Annotated in this window: 18 protein-coding genes and 1 pseudogene; 10 read left to right on the top strand and 9 right to left on the bottom strand. The window is 68.2% G+C overall.

Annotation, left to right across the window (positions count from 1 at the left end):
* Positions 1–90: 90 nt before the first annotated feature.
* The 6 genes from ABD691_RS13240 to sodN all read right to left on the bottom strand — a co-directional run bounded on the left by ABD691_RS13240 (position 91) and on the right by sodN (position 6,082).
* Positions 91–309, bottom strand: a complete 219-nt coding sequence (locus ABD691_RS13240) for a hypothetical protein (protein ID WP_344679920.1) — start codon at positions 307–309, stop codon at positions 91–93.
* A 41-nt stretch (positions 310–350) separates the two neighbouring features.
* Positions 351–620 carry a hypothetical protein gene (locus ABD691_RS13235; protein ID WP_344679919.1) on the bottom strand — a complete coding sequence of 90 codons (270 nt, stop codon included), beginning with the start codon at positions 618–620 and terminating at the stop codon, positions 351–353.
* 105 nt (positions 621–725) lie between these two features.
* Entirely contained in the window at positions 726–1,301 is a 576-nt protein-coding gene (locus ABD691_RS13230) for a flavoprotein (RefSeq protein ID WP_344679918.1), read from the bottom strand.
* Positions 1,298–2,533, bottom strand: a complete 1,236-nt coding sequence (locus ABD691_RS13225; RefSeq protein WP_344679917.1) for a helix-turn-helix domain-containing protein — start codon at positions 2,531–2,533, stop codon at positions 1,298–1,300. Before ABD691_RS13225 ends, ABD691_RS13230 begins: the two co-directional genes overlap by 4 nt.
* A 56-nt stretch (positions 2,534–2,589) precedes the next feature.
* A complete protein-coding gene (locus ABD691_RS13220; RefSeq protein ID WP_344679916.1) occupies positions 2,590–5,010 on the bottom strand; it encodes a hypothetical protein in 2,421 nt (806 codons plus the stop codon).
* A 664-nt stretch (positions 5,011–5,674) separates the two neighbouring features.
* Complete coding sequence (sodN, locus tag ABD691_RS13215) at positions 5,675–6,082, bottom strand: superoxide dismutase, Ni (protein ID WP_344679915.1); 408 nt, start codon at positions 6,080–6,082, stop codon at positions 5,675–5,677.
* A 111-nt stretch (positions 6,083–6,193) separates the two neighbouring features.
* Here sodN and ABD691_RS13210 point away from each other — a divergent pair, with 111 nt between their 5' ends.
* Positions 6,194–6,508 (top strand): S24 family peptidase, encoded by a 315-nt coding sequence (locus ABD691_RS13210; RefSeq protein ID WP_344679914.1) that lies wholly within the window; start codon positions 6,194–6,196, stop codon positions 6,506–6,508.
* A 90-nt stretch (positions 6,509–6,598) separates the two neighbouring features.
* Positions 6,599–8,206 carry a GMC oxidoreductase gene (locus ABD691_RS13205; protein WP_344679913.1) on the top strand — a complete coding sequence of 536 codons (1,608 nt, stop codon included), beginning with the start codon at positions 6,599–6,601 and terminating at the stop codon, positions 8,204–8,206.
* 1 nt (position 8,207) lies between these two features.
* Here ABD691_RS13205 and ABD691_RS13200 read toward each other — a convergent pair whose 3' ends face one another.
* Complete coding sequence (locus tag ABD691_RS13200) at positions 8,208–8,813, bottom strand: dTDP-4-dehydrorhamnose 3,5-epimerase family protein (protein ID WP_344679912.1); 606 nt, start codon at positions 8,811–8,813, stop codon at positions 8,208–8,210.
* 561 nt (positions 8,814–9,374) lie between these two features.
* Here ABD691_RS13200 and ABD691_RS13195 point away from each other — a divergent pair.
* From ABD691_RS13195 to ABD691_RS13185, 3 genes and pseudogenes are all read left to right on the top strand, one after another.
* Complete coding sequence (locus tag ABD691_RS13195; protein WP_344679911.1) at positions 9,375–10,568, top strand: NAD(P)-dependent malic enzyme; 1,194 nt, start codon at positions 9,375–9,377, stop codon at positions 10,566–10,568.
* 350 nt (positions 10,569–10,918) lie between these two features.
* Positions 10,919–11,290, top strand: a complete 372-nt coding sequence (locus ABD691_RS13190) for a hypothetical protein (RefSeq protein WP_344679953.1) — start codon at positions 10,919–10,921, stop codon at positions 11,288–11,290.
* Positions 11,182–12,453, top strand: a pseudogene (locus tag ABD691_RS13185) (putative bifunctional diguanylate cyclase/phosphodiesterase); the annotation flags it as partial. The gene ABD691_RS13190 and the pseudogene ABD691_RS13185, both read left to right, overlap by 109 nt.
* Before the next feature lie 37 nt (positions 12,454–12,490).
* On the opposite strand, the gene ABD691_RS13180 reads toward ABD691_RS13185, so the two are convergent.
* Positions 12,491–12,976, bottom strand: coding sequence for a carboxymuconolactone decarboxylase family protein (locus tag ABD691_RS13180; protein ID WP_344679910.1), 486 nt, complete (start codon positions 12,974–12,976; stop codon positions 12,491–12,493).
* 148 nt (positions 12,977–13,124) lie between these two features.
* On the opposite strand from ABD691_RS13180, the gene ABD691_RS13175 reads away from it, so the two are divergent.
* A complete protein-coding gene (locus tag ABD691_RS13175) occupies positions 13,125–14,006 on the top strand; it encodes an RNA polymerase sigma-70 factor (protein WP_344679909.1) in 882 nt (293 codons plus the stop codon).
* Positions 14,007–14,009: 3 nt separating this feature from the next.
* Here ABD691_RS13175 and ABD691_RS13170 read toward each other — a convergent pair whose 3' ends face one another.
* Positions 14,010–15,524: a bis-aminopropyl spermidine synthase family protein gene (locus ABD691_RS13170; RefSeq protein WP_344679908.1), complete on the bottom strand. Its 1,515-nt coding sequence runs from the start codon at positions 15,522–15,524 to the stop codon at positions 14,010–14,012.
* Between the two features lie 213 nt (positions 15,525–15,737).
* Between ABD691_RS13170 and ABD691_RS13165 the strand changes: the two genes are divergently transcribed.
* The 4 genes from ABD691_RS13165 to ABD691_RS13150 are packed head-to-tail and all read left to right on the top strand — an operon-like array spanning position 15,738 to position 19,097.
* Positions 15,738–16,814 carry an ABC transporter ATP-binding protein gene (locus ABD691_RS13165; RefSeq protein WP_344679907.1) on the top strand — a complete coding sequence of 359 codons (1,077 nt, stop codon included), beginning with the start codon at positions 15,738–15,740 and terminating at the stop codon, positions 16,812–16,814.
* A complete protein-coding gene (locus tag ABD691_RS13160) occupies positions 16,811–17,476 on the top strand; it encodes an ABC transporter permease (RefSeq protein ID WP_344679906.1) in 666 nt (221 codons plus the stop codon). Before ABD691_RS13165 ends, ABD691_RS13160 begins: the two co-directional genes overlap by 4 nt.
* The gene (locus ABD691_RS13155; protein ID WP_344679905.1) at positions 17,473–18,228 is read left to right on the top strand and encodes an ABC transporter permease; all 756 of its coding nucleotides are present in this window, start codon (positions 17,473–17,475) and stop codon (positions 18,226–18,228) included. The genes ABD691_RS13160 and ABD691_RS13155 overlap by 4 nt, the downstream gene beginning before the upstream one ends.
* On the top strand, positions 18,225–19,097 hold the full coding sequence (locus tag ABD691_RS13150) for an ABC transporter substrate-binding protein (RefSeq protein WP_344679904.1): 873 nt from the start codon (positions 18,225–18,227) through the stop codon (positions 19,095–19,097). Before ABD691_RS13155 ends, ABD691_RS13150 begins: the two co-directional genes overlap by 4 nt.
* Position 19,098 lies beyond the last annotated feature (1 nt).

Raw genomic sequence — 19,098 nt, 5'->3', positions numbered from 1 at the left:
GCCTCAACTACAGGTAGATGCGGACGCGGCGACGACGCATCCGCCGCCATTCGCGGTTCTTGCGCCAGCGCTGGAAAAGCCTGGCCAACATCAGTCCCGCCATTTCTGCTCGCCGAGCTGCCCCGGTGCAACGGTCACGGATTCGTGCAGCCGCAACAGGTTTCGGCGGCACATCGTGTAGACGATCGGCGTGCGGGCACCGATGAACACATCCGCCGTGTTGAACTCCGGCCATGTGACGGTGCTGATGTCGGTGCGGTCGAGGATCAGCAGGCGTTTCGCCTGGCCGATGGGCAGCGGCAGCCCCATCAGGTGCTCCGCCGACAACGGCAACCCCAGTGGATCGGACATCAGGCGTCACCCTCGCTACGGAACAGACCGGGTGATTCCCGCAGGCGGTGAGCACCGACGCCCTGCTGTTCGCACCACTCCGCGAAGTCCAGCGCTGCACTCGCGAGGCCGCGAGCGAACCGAGCCGCATCGCCAGGCCCGCCCATCCTGGCGGGTACCTGAACGGTGAGGGCCATCCCGCCGCCACCGACGACGAGCTGCCGCATGCCCGGCGCGGGTTCGATGACTTCGGCCCCGTAACCGGGGTCCGGTTGCAGGATCACGTACATGCTCACGGTGTCGGTCCTTCCTGGTCAGGCCCCGCCTTCTGGGGCGCTGACAACAGGAGAACCCGGAACCGAGTGGATCACCCGGACAAACTGTCCGGGTAATGATCAGCTTGGGGTAGACGGGCCTTGACCGGGCACGATCGCGTCCACAGCATCAAGGATCTTCGACCACGGAAGGTCCTTGCCCGGCGCACTCCGAGGCTCGTGCAGCGGCCAGATGTCCTCACCTATCAACAGGTGCACGCCGACGCTGCACAGGGCATCGATGTGGGAGTTCCACGCGGGCTGCCGCACATGGGCAGCATTGATCCGTGGAAAGACGACCACCGGGACGACTTGGCCGCCGATCGCCTCGCACACCGAGGTCAGCGCCTGGTTGTCGGCGAGGCCGAGGGCGAGCTTGGCGACCGTGTTGGACGAGGCCGGACACACGAGGTAGCAATCAATCGGCGGGTGCGGGCTGTTCTCCGTCGGCATGCGTGGCGAGACCCGGCACGGCAGACCAGTCACGTCCTCGATCCGCTGGAGTTCTCCGCTGTCCTGCAACCAGGTTCCAGCCGTCGGGGTCAACGTGACCGCGACCTGCCAGCCGCGAGCGATCGCAGGTTCGATCAGGGATGGGCGGATGTTCTCCAGGCCGCCGGCCGCCGAGCCGATCAGGCCAAGAGTGCGTGTGCTCATCGAACCGCCCTGCATCGTTCCGCCAACCCCAGCAGCGGCGACGACTTCCCGCTGCTCACCGGGGCACGACGGTACATGGTCCGCACGACCTCGCGGACCATCGAGCTGTGCCGCACCAGTTGCGGTGCCTGCGACTCCGCATCCAGGAGCACGCGCAGCGCCTCGTCGTCCCGCGCGAGCTGGCTGAGCGCGCGGGCGAGGTCGATGGCATGCGTGACCTGCCGCTCGACAGGCAGATGTGTTGGCCGAACCGCCGCGCCACTCTCCACAACGTTCGCCACGTCCCCGAGGTCGAGCGCCGCCGATAGCCGGTGGAGCTCCACGTTCGTCGGCCCGAAGCCGGTCTGCCAGTAGTTCCCGTCCTCACCGAGCCGATCGGCCGCCGTCCCGGCCTGCCGCAGCAACTCGCGCGTTGTCTGCCGATCCTGTCGACGCGCAGCAGCCACCGCCGTCCGCAGGAACAACATCCCGTACAGGCTCAACGCGCCCGGATCACCCTCGCGGATCTCCGGTCCGAGCCACCGTGCCGCCGTTTCCCCGAGGCTCAGCGCGTCATCGAACCTGCCAACCGCGAGCAGGGCGTGAGTACCCGCCCGCGCCGCTGATGCAAGTACAAGCGGACTCTCCGACTGGTCGGCCGCCTGCATGGCCCGCTCTGCCGCGATCCACGACAGGTCCGACTCACCGACCTTGCTCAACGTCGTGGCCGCCAGGTGGTGAATCCGCGCCGACACCGCGAACGCCCGCCGCGCATACGTCGGCCTGCCCGACGCCCCGCTTTCGAGTTGCTGTGCCGATCGGATCAGGCCGGGGAGCACGCCGATCACGTGTCCGACGCTGCCGTTCTGGTACTGGTTCCAAGCTTCCTCAGTCACCCGCGCGACCGGCTCAGGGTCAACGTACTCCGGCTGCAACGCACTACCGAACAGCGTGCGCGACAACCGCTGAGGCGACATCAGAGCATCGCGCACCGCGGGCACGTCATCGTTGGCTTCCTCGTCCTCGAAGAGGACCGGCTCACCAAGCAGATCATTCAGCGTCACCCGAAGTTGCCGCGCCAGCTCCACGAGGACGTCGAGCCGGTTGACCTGCCGCTTACCACGCTCAACCTTGCTGACCCAGTCCTCAGACTTCCCCATCAGCCCAGCTAGGACTGCCTGCGAAAGCCCGCGGCGACGCCGGTAGAACGCCAGCCGTTCCCCAATGCTCAGCTCATCGCCAGCGCCGCGCATACACGCACCCTACCAAAGCGGCCTACTTAGGATTAGGGATAAGGACCACAGCCACCTTACGTTCGCCTAAGCTTTCTACTAGCAGCCGCGATAACTGTTGTGGCCAAGATCCAACCAGAAACAGTAAGCACATACATCACTAACTTACTCCAACCCGTGGGATCCCAAGCTATTTCATGCCCCAAGTTTACAAGTGGAACCAGAAGATCGAGCGAGTACAGCCAAGGATCCCAGGTCGGGTGCTCACCTGCCTTTACAGGACATAGACCGGCGGATTCGCGACCGCATGATGCTACTCCGAAGCTAAACCAAAGCGACGCGGAAACCCAGAGCAAGGAGAAAATCAGTAAGGCTCTTGCCGGCTTGTACCCAAACCCGACTGTCCATTCTTGCAATCGTCCCCAAAACCTAAGGGTAAGGTTGCCCGTTTGGTGATATCTCTTGTCAGACGCGAAACGCACCTCACGTGCGTCGTCCTCTTGTCCAGCCAAGGAAAAGCACGAAGCGAGCTGACTGTACGGCTGAGCCGCATACGGATTGGTGGCGCCGCGTAGCCACGCAATACGGTCTCTGGTCGACATCGAAGAAGACAAGCGGCGATACTCAAAACCTTCGATTTTCAGCCCACTATCTGGCCAACTGTTGTCGCTATCGGCCAGTAACTTTACGCTCGCCGATGTCAGATCGATCATCCCCTGGGGACGTCGCTTAAAATCCATTCTGAGAGAGCCCGCAGTTAATCCCTCCGCACGCAAAGAAACCGTGCTGCTCGTCTCTACGGACGCTTGGTCAAGTATGACCGCACCACCGATGCGGGCGGATTCGAGAACAATCGACTCCGTGAACGCACTGCCCCTGACGTCTACATCCCCAGATATTTCTGCATCGCTGAGATTAATCGATATGCCGCGCCACTCGCGCCCACTATTTGGGTCGCGGGGCCTACCGAAGGAAGGCTCTTTGAGCGGCAGTCCCTTTAGCGATGAGTCAAGAAGTCGGACGTCTCCATTCACCGTCGCGTCAGTTAATTCAATGGAGCCGATGGCTTTGCAGTCACTCGCCAAAATATTACCTTGTACTGCCAGCCTTGGCGCACGCAGTGATGTCGACTCAGCGTTATCTAGAGTGGCTCCCGATAGTACCAAATCAGTTTCAATGGTGGAATCTGCAAGTCGAATCTCACCGATACTTGAGAAGTTCGAGCTAAGCATTAGTTTCGAGATCGTTGCCTTTGTTGCACTAAGCGAGACTCGTCCACGCCTGTTCTGAATGCTTGCTTCGGTAAGGTCGACCGCGCCGGAAATAGTTGACGAGTCGAGGGCTACCTGTCCCTTCATCGAAAGGGAGTGACCTAATACGTTCCCGCCGATTCTCACGTTCCTCACAGAAAGCGCGGGCATCGAGTTGGATTGCTCAATAAATGAGGCCCCAACAAGATTGAGTGTGCACTCAATCTCTGCGCCATGCAGGTCAATTGCCCCTTCCACTATGGTGTCCCCATTTAAAAGGAGCGAACCATCGATCAGTATATGGTCCGCCTGTAGAGCAACGTCGCCTGGATTTCGCAGTTTGGCATCCTGCAACGATAACTGACATCCTATTTTGGCATGATGCGCCCGAAACGTGCCATTCACCTCAGCATTGCGTCCCTGGAATCCGAGGCGAATCTCGGCGTGGTCTAAGTGTAGCGCTGACTGCTCGTCGGCGGTGAACTTCCCTTCGTTGATTACGCATTTCCCGCCGATAGTAACGCCCTCTAAGTAAGTCGGCCCCTCGGACGCAAATCCATCCGTTAGGTATGCGGAACCACCAATCGTAGCTTGAAAAGCACGCAGGCCGCCCTTACCTAGCGTTGCCTTTCCAAGTAGCAAATCACCTTCAAGGCTTGCCTGTGTCAGAGAAACACACGGGGCTGAGGTACCATGAAGATTTATATCCCGACCAACTCTTGAGCCATTAAGGTTGAGATAGCCGTCGTTCGATCCGACAAACTCCAAGAATCGAGCATCGAACTCAATGCATGCGCAATTCTCGAAATTGAGAGTACCATGGGCACGCGTTCCTTGTAGCCAAACTGCACCCGAGCAATCGAAGCGCTCGGCGGAGAGTCCGGGCAGTTTACACTCGCCAAAACCCGCAAAGCTTCCTGTTGCGTCATTTAAATTGGACACTTCATCAAACCGACAAGATGTAAACAGGAAAGGATTGACCTTGCCACAGCCCAGATCAAGCGTTCCAGTTACGCGTGCCCCAATCAGGATTAGGCGACACGGGTAGCCCTCGTTCGTCACAGCATCCGATAGAAGCAGATGGTGTAAAACCTCGGCGCGAATATCCCGGCTTGAATCCCACTGATTATTATCAAACGGGTCACTCTGAGTGGGGTCGGCGGGTCGGACATCTAATTGTTCGCCACGGCAAAATGCGCCCCAAAGAGCTTTCTCAGTCGGCGACCAGTCTAACGGAGGCGATTCCATCCGATACCCTTCGCATCTGTCCAGCCAGTTACTTTATAGGGTCAGCCTATCCATACGCGCGTGGACAAGGCGGTCAAACGCTGTGAACAAGCGTCCGCATTGCACCCTGCCTAATAGTTACAAGGTCTGCGACACTACAGGTCATCTTGCTAAGATCGTTGCCGAATTTCGCTCTAATGGATCAAGGCGCGCCGCCGGGGGCGGCGCGCGTCCTGGCGGTTTGGCATGGCGCTTGCGCGTGCGGCCTGGCGGCCGTTCGCGCGCCAGCCACCGCCCGGACGCCGAGCAGGCGGGCCATCGCGTGCTAACCGGAGTCGAGCACCAGGAGCAGAGCCACGGCCGGTGCCGGCAGACGTCCCGACGATCGCCGAGCCTGCCGGACTTGGTGCGGCTGATCCTGGCGATCGCTGCCGCGCCGCTTCCGGTCCTCGCTCCGTAGAACTCCGCTGCGGTCCGGGTCGACTTGCCAACAGAGGTGTGGGGTCGCCCGCCGCAGGGCGCGCCAGACGACCACGCCATCCGCGAGGCGGGTCCGGTATGGACGTGCGCGCTGGGCCGTCACTCGGGCCGTCTGTGGGCCGTATGAGACTGGCAGGAGACCAAAAAAGACGCTGACCAACGGAAGTGGTTCCCGCTGGTCAGCGTCCCTCTTCGACCGAAAGCCTCAGCCCTGCTTGGTCTCCCAGAAGATCTTGTCGATCTCGGCGATGTAGTCCAGCAGCTCCTGGCCCTTGGCCGGGTCCATCGAGCCCTTGGTGCCCGCGGCACCGGCGGCCTTGGTGGCCTTGTTGATCAGCTCGTGCAGCTGCGGGTACTTCTCGAAGTGCGGCGGCTTGAAGTAGTCCGTCCACAGCACCCACAGGTGGTGCTTGACCAGCTCGGACCGCTGCTCGGCGATGAAGATCGCGCGAGTGCGGAACTCGACGTCCTCGTTGGCCTGGTACTTCTCCTGAATCGCCTTGACGGACTCAGCCTCGATCCGGGCCTGCGCCGGGTCGTACACGCCGCACGGCAGATCGCAGTGCGCGGTCGCCTCCAGACGTGGGCTGAGGATTCGCGACAGTAGCCGCATCTTTCCTCCCTGACAGTGAATGCTCCGACAGCACGGACCCTACCGCGTTCCACTTGCGACGGCTTTGAAGGATCTTGCTTCCCGGAACGTGGGCGGGGGCAGGATGGGGCGGTGGACTCCTTCGGACGCTGGCCGTGGCGACGGCTGCTGGTGCGCGGACCCTCGATGGTGCCGACGCTGCGCGACCGCGACGTGGTGCTGCTGCGGCTGCGCGCGCGGCCCGCTCCGGGCGCGGTCGTGCTGGTGCGGTGGGCGCAGCGGCCGGGCCAGCTGTCGGTGAAGCGCGCGCTGCGGCGGGACGGCGACGGGTGGCACGTCGAGGGGGACAACCAGTTCGGCTCCACCGACTCCCGGGAGCTCGGGCCCGCCGAGGTGCTGGGAGTGGTGCGCTGCCGCCTGTGGCCGCGACCAGGGCGGATACGTTGAGTAATAGTCGTTAACTTACTTTACGCCGTTTACGTGAAAACCGTGGACGAGCGTTGGTCCGGCGCGGGCAGCGACGCATGATCACCGGCCATGAGCTTCCACTCCCGCAGGCGCTTCCTCGGACTCGCGGCGATGCGGAGCGCCGCCGCGCTCGGCCTGACCTCCGTCTCGCTCCGCCCGGCTGCCGCCGCCGAGCGGGACTTCGTGCCCGCGGTCGTCATCGGGTCCGGCTACGGCGGCGCGGTGACCGCGCTGCGGCTCGGCGAGGCCGGCGTCCCGACGCTGGTGCTGGAGGCGGGCAGGCAGTGGGACCGCGCCGGGGAGGACGGGAGGATCTTCTGCTCCATGCTCGAACCCGACCACCGGTCGAGCTGGTTCAAGAACCGGACCGAGGCGCCGCTGGCCTCGCTGATGTGGCTCGACCTGGTCAACCGCGCCGTCCGGCCCTTCGCCGGGGTGCTCGACCGGGTCCACCACGGCGGGATGTCGGTCTACCTCGGCCGCGGGGTCGGCGGCGGCTCGCTGGTCAACGGCGGGATGGCGGTGGTCCCGAAGCGGGACTACTTCGAGCAGGTCCTGCCGGAGGTCGATGCGGACGAGATGTACGGGCGGTACTTCCCGCTGGCGAACCGGATGCTGGGCGTCAACTCCGTCGACCAGGACTGGTTCGAGACCTGCGAGTCCTACCGCTACGCGAGGGTCTCCCGCGCGCACGCGCACCGCGCGGGGCTGCGGACCACGTTCGTGCCGAACGTCTACGACTTCGACCACATGCGGCGGGAGGAGCTGGGCGAGGCACCGCGATCCGCGCTCGCGTCCGAGGTGATCTACGGCAACAACCACGGGAAGCGCAGCCTGGACCGGAGCTACCTGCCCGCCGCAGTCGGGACGGGCAACGTGACCATCCGCAGCCTGCACCGGGTGCGGGCGCTGCGGCAGGAACCCGACGGCACCCACGTGCTTGCCGTCGAGCAGATCGACGAGCTGGGAAACCCGCTCGGCACCAAGGAGATCGGCTGCCGGTGGCTGTTCCTCGGCGCGGGCAGCCTTGGGACGACCGAACTGCTCGTGCGGGCGCGGGAAACCGGGGCCCTGCCCGCGCTCAGCAGCGAGGTCGGGCGGCACTGGGGCACCAACGGCAACGTGATGCTCGGCCGCCTGCTGGCTCCCTGGGAGCGCACCGGGGAACTGCAATCCGGCATGCCCGCGCTGGGGATCGACCACTGGCACGACCCGGTCCACCCCGTGTTCGCCGAGATCGCCCCGCTGCCCGCCGGGACCGAGCTGTGGACGAGCCTGTACCTGGCGATCACCCGCAACCCCGAGCGCGGCGAGTTCGAGTACCGGGCGGCCGACGACTCGGTGCGGCTGCGGTGGGACGTCTCGCAGGGCGATCCGTCGATCGACGCCGCGAAGGCGCTGTTCGACCGGATCAACCGGGCCAACGGCACCGGATACCGCCACGACCTCTTCGGCGACGATCGCGCCTTCGAGAACCGCTTCACCTACCACCCGCTCGGCGGTTGCGCGCTGGGCAGGGCCACCGACAGCTGGGGCCGCGTGCGCGGACACCGCAACCTCTACGCCACGGACGGTTCGCTGATCCCCGGCTCGACAGGGGTGAACCCGTTCGTCACGATCACCGCGCTCGCCGAGCGCAACGTGGCGAGGGTGCTGGCGGAGGACTTCCCGCGGTAGGTCAGGCGGAGCGCAGCTTCTCGTAGTGGGCGAGGCATTCCTCGTAGTCCGGCAGGAGTCCCGCCTCGCGGGCCTCGGCCAGGCTCGGGGCGTCGCGGTCCTTGTCCGACAGGACCGGCTCGCCGTCCAGGTCGCCCCACGGCAGGCCGAGCGCCGGGTCGAGCGGGTTGATGCCGTGCTCGGCGGACGGGTTGTAGGGCGTGGAGCACAGGTAGTTCATGACCGTGTCGTCGGTGAGCGCGACGAAGGCGTGCCCGAGACCCTCGGCCAGGTAGAGCGCGCGGTACTCGGCGGAGTCGAGCCGGACCGCCTCCCAGCGGCCGAACGTCGGCGAGCCCACCCGGACGTCGACCACCACGTCGAGCAGCGCGCCCTGCGGGCAGTAGACGTACTTCGCCTGCCCCGGCGGGACGTCGGCGAAGTGCACCCCGCGGATCACGTTGCGGGCCGAGACGCTGTGGTTGGTCTGGGCGACCTGGAGATCGTGGCCGGTGGCCTCGGCGAACGCCGGCCCCTGGAACGGGGCGACGAACAGGCCGCGGTGGTCGGGGAAGGACTTCGGGCTGAACTCGAAGGCGCCGGTGATCTCAAGTTGACGTACCTGCACGGTCGAAGAGCCTATGGTCGGTGTCTTCGTGGGCGCAGGCGGGGCGAGACGCCGTTTTTTCCGACATTTCAGGCAGTCGATCGAGAACCACCCGCCAGATTTTCTCTTCTGGCAACATTGCAGGCGTGTTCTTCGCTGGGGGCTGCGACGCGGTGCGATTTTTTCGGTATCTCTAAAGGAGCAGCTCGGATGATCCCGGGCCGCTCGGGGAATCGGTCCGATCGTTCGCGGGTTGATCCCGGCAGTGTCGCCGGGTGCCGCGAGCCGCGCCACCAGCGATGCGCCGACCTCCACCTGGAGGTTGACAAAATGTTGAAAAGGCTGGTGGGATGTGATCCCGATCGCTGAAAGTGGCAGGCCACCCTGTCACACTGGCCGGACCGCAGCGTCCGCCGAACCGCTGTCCGCACCAGGACGGCCGGACTCGGTAGTTCGAGACGCCCGCCCGCTCGGTACCGCCCGAGCGCGCCGGGCCCGTCGCCCGGACGGCACTTCGCCGTCCACTCGCCAGGAACGGAGCAGGGGCTCCCGACCTCAGGCCATGGCAACAGGAGGGACGCCGTGACCACCGTGAACGACCGCAGCGCGAACGCGTCGGAGCTGACCGACGACGAGATCTTCGAGGCGCACGAGGGGGGCAAGCTCGGCGTCGGCGTGACCGCGCCGCTGGCCAGCGCCCGCGACCTCTCCATCGCCTACACCCCCGGCGTGGCCAAGGTGAGCCGCGCCATCGCCGACGACGCCGCGCTCGCCGCCCGCTACACCTGGACCCGGGACCTGGTCGTCGTGGTCAGCGACGGCACCGCCGTCCTCGGTCTCGGCGACATCGGGCCCCGCGCGTCGCTGCCGGTGATGGAGGGCAAGTCCGCGCTGTTCAAGGAGTTCGGCGGGCTGAACTCGATCCCGCTGGTGCTCGACACCACCGATGTCGACGAGATCGTGGAGACCCTGGTCCGGCTGCGCCCGTCGTTCGGCGCGGTGAACCTGGAGGACATCGCCGCCCCGCGCTGCTTCGAGCTGGAGCGGCGGCTGGTCGAGGCGCTGGACTGCCCGGTCATGCACGACGACCAGCACGGCACCGCCGTGGTCACGCTGGCCGCGCTGACCAACGCGGCCAAGGTCGTCGGCCGCGAGCTCGCCTCGCTGCGGGTGGTCGTCGCCGGTGCCGGTGCGGCCGGCGTGGCCTGCGCCAAGATCCTGCACGCGGCCGGTGTCGGCGAGATCGTCGTGACCGACTCCCGGGGCGTGATCCACGAGGGCCGGGACAACCTGACGCCGATCAAGACCGAACTGCTCGGCTACACCAACCCGCGCGGCGTCACCGGCGGCATGGCCGACGCGATCAAGGGCGCCGACGTCCTGGTCGGCGTCTCCGGCGGCAAGATCTCCGAGGAGGAGATCGCCACCATGGCCGACGGTGCGATCGTGTTCGCCCTTTCCAACCCCGACCCCGAGATCCTGCCCGACGTGGCTTCCCGGCACGCCGCCGTGGTCGCCACCGGCCGCAGCGACTTCCCCAACCAGATCAACAACGTGCTGGCCTTCCCGGGCATCTTCAGGGGTGCGCTGGAGGCGGGCTCCCGGATGATCACCGACCGGATGAAGGTCGCCGCGGCCGAGGCGATCGCCGCGGTGGCCGCCGACGACCTGGCCGCGGACTTCATCGTCCCGAGCCCGCTGGACCCGCGGGTCGCGCCCGCGGTCACCGCCGCGGTGGCGCGGGCGGCCAGGGAGGACGGCGTCGCGCCGAACTGACGCGGTCGTAAGCTGGCGGGGCCGAGATCTTCACCCGGTACGGTGAAGCTCTCGGTCCCGTCCGCATGGGCGGGGGCGAAACCGCCCCGGGGTGACGCTCATCCCTTTTCCGCTGTCGGCGTCATCATCTCGAGTGTGGTGAGTCACCCACAGGGGCAGAGCCAATCGGCGGCGCGAATCCGTTGCGGTACCAGGTGAGTTCGGACGGCACCACGGCGGGAGCCACCGGTCCGTGCCGGTAAGGTCGACGAGGTCGCTCGGTGTGGTTCCGGTCACTCGTTCGCGGCGAGCTGGCGCGCGCGAGTCGGTGGTGTGCCCGCTGGAGCGGCCACTACGCAGGAGGGGTGCTGTTGACCGAGCGGAGCGAAAGGATCCGGCGTGCCTCCGGTGTGCTCGACGTCGACGGCACACTCGGATGGGACGCCGAACAGCTCGTGCTGCCCGCGGCTCCGGCACTGCTCAGCGATGCCGAAGGGGTGGTGATCCGGGCGACCGGGCAGGCCGTGCGCCTGGCCGGGGAGAGCTCGCCCGCGCCGCTCATCGGCCGCAAGCTGACCGATCTGGTCGTCGGCGAGGGTGCGCTGGCCCGGCTCAAGGGCCGCGACCGCGAGGTCCCGGTGCGCCCGCGGTCAAGGACCTGCTCGGGCACCTGCTCGGCCGGGACGACTCCGCAGAGGGCGTCGCGGTGCTGTTCTGCGACATCGACAACTTCAAGCGGGTAAACGACTCCCTGGGCCACGACGCCGGGGACGAGCTGCTGGTCGCGCTGGCCAGGAGGCTGGAGGGCGGGCTGCCGGACGGCTGCACCGCGGCCCGGCTCTCCGGCGACGAGTTCGTGATCATCTGCCGGGACATCGGCGCGGTCGGCGGTGTCGACTCGCTGGCCACCCGGGTCGCGGGGCTGCTGCGCACCGCAGTCCCGGTGCACGGCCAGCTGATCCGGGTCTCGGCGTCGATCGGCGCGGCAGTGCCCAACGGCAGCGGTGCGGGCGGCGAGGACCTGCTGCGCTTCGCCGACGCGGCGATGTTCGAGGCGAAGCGGCGCGGCGCGGGCAAGGTGTCGTTGGCCAGCCCGGCGCTGATGGCCTCCGCCGACCGGCAGCTGCACCTGGAGGGCCAGCTGCGGGACGCGCTGAACAACGACGGGCTGACGCTGTACTACCAGCCGGTGGTCGCCTCGGACGGCTCGATCGTCACGGCCGAGGCGCTGGTGCGCTGGCCGCACCCGGACCGCGGCCTGCTCAGCCCGGACGCGTTCCTGCCGGTGGCCGAGCAGGGCGACCTGCTGCGCGAGCTCGACCGCTGGGTCCTGCGCACCGCGCTGAAGGAGGCGGCGAGCTGGCCGGAGTCCAACGGCCGCCAGGTCGGCATCGCGGTGAACCTCGCCGGGCTGGTGCCGGGCGGGCCGGACTTCGTCGACACCGTGGCCGACGTGGTCGCCGAGGTCGGCATCGACTGGCGCCGGGTGATCCTGGAGCTGGTGGAGACCGCGCTGGTGGACCTGCCGTCGCGGACCCGGCACGCGATGGGCGAGCTGGTGCAGCGCGGGGTGCGGTTCGCCGTCGACGACTTCGGCACCGGGTACTCGTCGCTGGCGCGGCTCAAGGACCTGCCCGCGCAGATCATCAAGGTGGACCGCAGATTCGTCTCGGGGGTCGGCGGTGACGCGTCGGACTTCGCGGTGGCGCGGGCGGTCGTCGACATGGCTCGGGCGATGGGCAGGCAGTGCGTCGCCGAGGGCGTCGAGACCGCGACCCAGTTCCACGTCCTGTCCGGCGTGGGCGTCAACGCCTACCAGGGCTGGCTGTTCTCCCGCCCGATCCCGGCGCGCGAGTTCCGCACGATCCTGTCGATGGGGCCGCTGCACGTCCCGCGCAGCGGCTGACCGGCCGACCCTTCCGGGCCGGCCGGGGCCTCGCGCGTCAGTCAAGCATCGCGGCGAACATGCCCGCTTCGTAGGAACCCGCCGGGTTGCGCACGATCACGTTGAGCCGGTTGGCCGCGTTGACCAGGGCGACCAGCGAGACCAGCGCGACGAGTTGGTCGTCGTCGTAGTGCTTGCGCACCTGCGACCAGGTCTCGTCGGACACGCCGCCGTGGGCGTCGGCGAGCCGGGTGCCCTCTTCGGCGAGCGCGAGCGCGGCCCGCTCGTCCTCGGTGAACACGGTGGCTTCGCGCCAGGCGGCGACCAGGTTGATCCGGATCTGGGTTTCACCGGCGGCCGCGGCGTCCTTGGTGTGCATGTCGACGCAGAAACCGCAGCCGTTGATCTGGCTGACGCGCAGCGACACCAGCTCCTGGACGGCCTTCGGCAGCGGTGACCGGTGGATCACCTGGGCCGAGTTGGCGAACCGCTTGCTGAACCTGGTGGCGATCTCGTTGCCGAACATGTCGATGCGGGGTTCCATGACCTCGTCCTCTCTCGCGGTGTTGCGCTGGACGAACACCAGATGCCGGTGCGCCGATCCCCGTGACACCGCGCCCGAGTGGCGCACGTCATGTCACGAACCGGTGCGGCCCGGCGTCTTGTGGGGACGTCGTCGAGAGGAGCAACCAGTGAGCGAAGCGGCCACCGAGGCGTTCGTCGCCCATCGGAACCTGCTGTTCACCGTCGCCTACGAGATGCTCGGCTCGGCGGCGGACGCGGAGGACGTCCTGCAGGAGACCTGGCTGCGGTGGGCGGGTGTCGACCTCGGCGAGGTGCGGGACCAGCGCGCGTACCTGGTCCGGATCACCACCCGTCAGGCGCTGTCGCGGCTGCGCGCGCTGGGCCGCCGCAAGGAGTCCTACGTCGGCTCCTGGCTGCCCGAACCGCTGCTGACCACGCCCGACGTGGCGGAGGATGTCGAACTCGCCGACAGCGTGTCGATGGCGATGCTTCTGGTGCTGGAGACGCTCGCACCGACCGAGCGCGCGGTGTTCGTGCTGCGCGAGGTGTTCGACATCGCTTACGACGAAATCGCCGAAGCTGTCGGCAAAAGCCCGGCCACCGTGCGCCAGATCGCGCACCGCGCGCGGCAACACGTCGCCGCGCGCCGGCCGCGCGGAGTCGTTTCCGCCGACGAGAGCCGGGCCGCCTTCGACGCGTTCCGGCGCGCGACCGAAACCGGGGATTTGCAGGGACTGCTCGACATCCTCGCGCCGGACGTGGTTCTGATGGGCGATGGCGGCGGGATCAAGCAGGCGGTCCTGCGGCCGGTAACGGGAGCCGGCAAGGTGGCCCGCCTGCTGGTCGCCGGGATGGGCAGGATCGCCGACGCGGTGTCGATGCGGCCGGCGCACGTCAACGGCTACCCGGCGCTGGTCGTGCACCTCGACGGCGAGCTCGACTCCGTCGTGGCGCTGCGCATCGACGACGGCCTCGTCACCGGGCTCTACGCCGTGCGCAATCCCGAGAAGCTTTCGCACATGGAGCGGGAAACCGCGCTGCGCCGCTGATCCTCACCCCACCGTCCGCAGCAGCGTCGCGAGCCGGTGCCGGGGCAGGTCGATCAGCCTCAGCTCCAGATCGCCCGCCTGCGGTGCGGCGGCGCTGACGCGGTCCCGCGCCTCGCGCTTGGACAGGTCCTCGGCGACGCTGATCAGCGCCTCCCGCCAGGTGTTGCCGACCTTCCCGTGCGCTCGCCGCAGCAGGAACCGGCGCGGCGTGGCGTGCTCGGTCTCCTGCGCGACCACGACCGCGTGCTTCGGATCGGGAGTGCTGCGGTGGAAGCGCAGCGCGTACTTGGCCCCGATGAGCTCGTCCAGATCGGTCTGGGCGGCCTCGCTGGTGATGTCCGGGTGGTTGTTGTCGACCAGGAAGGCGACCCGTTCGGCGTTGCACGCCAACAACATCCGCAGCAGCCACGGTCCGGGGTCGGCGCGCAGGTCGAACACCGGCGTCCCCCGCTTGGGCTGCACCGGACGCGCCCAGCCGGGCTCCTGCAACGCCGCGACGTCCGCGCCGACCCGCTCACCGATGGCCGCGAGCAGGTCCGCCGACGCGGCGGCCTCGAAGGCCTCCACCGACTGCGGGCCGTGGGTGTAGATCCCGGGCGCCTGGCGCAGCGCGAGCTTGCGGGTGTGCGCGGTCGGCTGGCAGACGTACAGGTCGCTGGCGCTGCCGATGGCCTGCGCGCCGTGGTAGCGCTGGAAGTCCGGCAGGATCGCTTCGAAGACCATCCCGAGCCGCAGCAGCTCCTGCTGCACCTTGTGCCCGAGCGCCGGGCTGCGCGAGCTGTAGCCGTAGGCGATGAGCAGCCGGCTGTTCGGTCCGGCGAGGCATTCCGCGGCGCGGGTGGCGAACAGCCCGACGCCCTCCGGGGTGTACGGCGGATCGGTGAACACCAGGTCGGCTTCCAGCAAGGGCAGCCCGAAGCGGAGATCGGCGTGCATCGTCCGGACGTCGAGGCCGCGCTCGGTCGCCACGCGGTCGATGTGGGCGAGGATCCGCTCGTCGAGGTCGACCACGGTCACCGACGCCGACGGCACGGTCAGCGCCACGGCCAGCGAGGTCAGGTCGTGGTCGCCGAGGCACAGCAGCCGGGCGCCGCTCAGGTCGTAGTGGTCGCGCAGCCACTCCGCGCGGTGCAGCACGGATTCCGCGGTCGCCGAGACGTGGTCGAGCGCGGGCAGCGGTTTCGGGCCGGTGGCGATGAACTCGCGCAGCTCGTCCAGCAGCCCCGGATCGGTCGGCCGCGGGCGGCCGAGGTCGTCGAGGGCGAACCGCTCGCGGTAGCGGTCGGCGGCCTCGGCGGTCAGGCGGTAGCCGCCGGGCAGCTGCTCCACGTCGTCGCCCGCGGCGGCCAGGACCTCCTCGACGGTGCGGCGGGGGACCGCCGACAGGCGGATGAGGTCGTCGAGCGGGTGCGTTCCCCCGGCGAGCAGCGCGAGCAGTTCGCGCAGCGGGCGGGCGAGCGCACCGGCTTCGGTGAGCAGCGCGCGGAGCGCGTCGTCGGATTGCGGAGCAGCGTTCATCAGTCGTTCAGCTTACGGTGCGCGGTTGCCGGTCGCCGTTCCGCCGAGGGCTCCCGATGGGCGGGAAACCGCAGGCCGAAAGCGCTGTGAAGATCACACCTGGGTCTCAGTCGATCGCGTCGTTGGGCCGATCGAGCTAGGGTCGGCCGGGTTGCGGCGCGGGGAGCGCGCCGATGGGGGAGATTCCGGCACCGAACTGCTAAGGGGGCTCGGTTGATCGAGTTCCAGTCCGTTCGCAAGCAGTACGACAACGGCACGGTCGCCGTGCACGAGCTCAGCCTGGTCGTGGAGACCGGCACCATCACCGTCTTCGTCGGCCCCTCCGGCTGCGGCAAGACCACGCTGATGCGGATGGTCAACCGCATGATCGACCCGTCGTCGGGCACGGTCCGGGTCAACGGCTCCGACGTCCGCGACTCCGACCCTGCGCAGCTGCGGCGGGGCATCGGCTACGTCATCCAGCAGGCCGGTCTGTTCCCGCACCGCACCGTGCTCGACAACGTCGCGACCGTGCCGCTGCTGTTCGGCCGCAGCCGCCGCGAGGCCCGCGCCCGCGCGTCCGAACTGCTGGAACTCGTGGGACTGCAACAGGAACTCGGCAAGCGCTACCCGGCGCAGCTCTCCGGCGGGCAGCAGCAGCGGGTCGGGGTCGCCAGGGCGCTGGCCGCGGATCCGCCGGTGCTGCTGATGGACGAGCCGTTCAGCGCCGTCGACCCGGTCGTGCGCGAGGGTCTCCAGGACGAGCTGCTGCGGTTGCAGGCCGAGCTGGACAAGACGGTCCTGTTCGTCACCCACGACATCGACGAGGCGATCAAGCTCGGCGAGAAGGTCGCGGTGCTGCGCGAGGGCGGCCACCTCGCCCAGTACGCCGCTCCGGACGACCTGCTGGCCGAACCCGCGGACGACTTCGTGACCTCCTTCGTCGGCCGCGACCGCGGCTACCGGCGGCTGTCCTTCGTGGAGTCGGACGGGATCCGCCCCGGCTCGGTGACCACGGTCGCCGTCGGCGACACCCCGCCCGCCCGTGCGAGCTGGGTGCTCGCGCTCGACGGCGAGCGCCGCCCGCGCGGCTGGCTGCCTCCGGGCGCCGCCGTCGACGGGCAGCTCACCGAGGACCAGCTGGTCGCGGGCGGTTCCCTCTACACCGAGCGCACCCCGCTGCGCGGCGCGCTCGACGCGGCGCTGTCGGCGCCTTCCGGGCTCGGCGTCGTGGTCGACGGCGACGGCGGTTACGTCGGCGTGGTCACCGCCCAGCAGGTCCTCGACCTGATCGAGAGCCGCCGGACATGATCGACGAGCTCCTCCGCTACTTCGGCAGCCCCAGCAACCGGGAGCTGCTGGTCAGCCAGCTCCTCGAACACGTCTACCTCGCGCTCGTCCCGCTGGTGCTCGGGGTGGTCGTGGCGCTGCCGCTGGGCAGGCTGGCGCAGCGGATCGGCTGGCTGCGCGGTCTGCTCCAGGGGGCCTCGAACGTCTTCTACACGATCCCGTCGCTGGCGCTGTTCGTGATCATCCCCGGGCTGCTCGGCACGCCCCTGCTGTCGCCGGTCAACGTCGTCATCGCGCTGACCGTCTACACCGCGGCGCTGCTGCTGCGCCCGGTGGTCGACGCGCTGGAGTCGGTGCCCGGCCACATCACGGCGGCGGCGACCGCGATGGGCTACCGGCCGCGCCGCCGGTTCCTGGCGGTGGAGCTGCCGCTGGCGGTACCGGTGCTGGCGGCGGCCGTGCGGGTCGCGTCGGTCAGCAACATCAGCCTGGTCAGCGTCGGCGCGCTGGTCGGCATCGGCGGTCTGGGCAGGCTGTTCACCGACGGCTTCCAGCGCGACTACCTGGTGGAGATCGTCGTCGGCATCGTGCTGACCCTGCTCCTGGCGCTGGTCGTCGACCTGCTGCTGGTCGCGCTGTGGCGGGTGCTGACGCCGTGGGCGCGGGCGGGAGGACGGGCGTGATCGCGGAACTGGTGGCCTGGCTGACCGACCCGGCGAACTGGAGCGGCCCCGGCGGGATCCCGGCCCAGGCGCTGGCGCACCTGTACTACTGCGTGGTGTCGGTCGCGATCGCCTCGCTGGTCGCCGTCCCGCTCGGCGTCTACATCGGACACACCGGGCGCGGCTCGGTGCTGGTCGTCGGCCTGGGCAACGCCATGCGCGCCCTGCCCACGCTGGGCCTGGTGACCCTGCTGGTGCTGTTCTTCGGCCTCGGCGAGGGACCAGCGCTCGCGGGCCTGGTGATCCTGGCGATCCCCGCGATCGTCTCCGGCGCCTACGCCGGGATCATCAACGCCCCCGCCGACGCCGTCGACGCGGCGAAGGGCATGGGCATGACGTCCCGGCAGCGGCTGTGGCAGGTGGAACTGCCCAACGCGCTGCCGCTGCTGCTCGGCGGCGTGCGCAGCGCGATGCTGCAGGTCGTCGCCACCGCCGCCGTCGCGGCCTACGTCGGCCTCGGCGGACTGGGCCGCATCCTGCTGGACGGCCTGAAGATCAGCGATTACGCGCAGATGGCCGGTGCCGCGATCATGATCGCGCTGCTGGCCGTGGTGCTCGATCTCGTGCTGGCCGGAGCGTCCCGCGGACTGATCCCCCGAGGTCTGGCGCTGGCCACCCGGAAGAGGAGGAATGGTGGGCCACCATTCCTCCACCGGCTCACCAGCTCCGACCGGGTGCGGGTGGCCCGCAAGACACCGAGGAGGAATTCATGAAGCGGTTGCTGGCCTTCGCCGCGGTGGCGGCACTGGCCCTGACCGGCTGCGGTTCGCAGGACCCCCTGGAGGCGAGCAGGGCGCAGGGCGACCAGGTTGTCCTGGGCTCGGCAGACTTCGCCGAGAGCGAGCTGCTGATGGAGATCTACGCCGAGGCGCTGCGCTCCAGCGGCACCGAGGTGCAGACCAAGCCGCGCATCGGCGCCCGCGAGTTCTACGTCAACGCGGTCAAGAGCGGCGAGCTGACGGTCGTGCCGGACTACACCGGCAACCTGCTGGCCTACCTGGACCAGCAGGCGCCCGCCACCGAGTCGCAGGCGGTCTACGGGGAGCTCAAGGGCAAGCTGCCCGCCGAGCTGGACCTGCTGGAGCAGTCGCCCGCCGAGGACTCCGACGTGCTGACCGTGACGGCCGGGACCGCCGGCACCGGCGTGCGCTCGATGGCCGACCTCGGACCGCGCTGCGGCGAGTTCGTGCTGGGCGCCCCGGCGGAGTGGAAGTCGCGCTGGGAGGCCAAGATCGGCGAGCTCTACGGCTGCAAGTTCAAGGAGATCCGCAGCGTGGAGGCGGGAAGCATCACCGTCGACGCGCTGACCGGCGGCCAGGTGCAGGTGGCCAACCTGTTCACCACCTCGTCGCAGATCCAGCAGAACAACCTGGTCAAGCTCGAAGACCCGAAGAACATGTTCCCGGCGCAGAACGTCGTCCCGCTGGTGCGCAAGGGCGCGCTCAAGCCGGAGCAGGTCGACGTGCTGAACAAGGTGTCGGCGGCGCTGACCACCGACAAGCTCACCGAGCTGAACAAGCAGCTGGAGGTCGACAAGGCCAATCCGGCTGACGTCGCCAAGACCTTCGTCGCGGGGATTTGAG

It is taken from the genome of Saccharopolyspora taberi, assembly GCF_039534165.1.
GTDB classification, from domain to species: Bacteria; Actinomycetota; Actinomycetes; order Mycobacteriales; family Pseudonocardiaceae; genus Saccharopolyspora_D; species Saccharopolyspora_D taberi.
The sequence above is the reverse complement of the archived record's forward strand: the minus strand, read 5'-3'. Positions and strand labels throughout refer to the sequence as shown.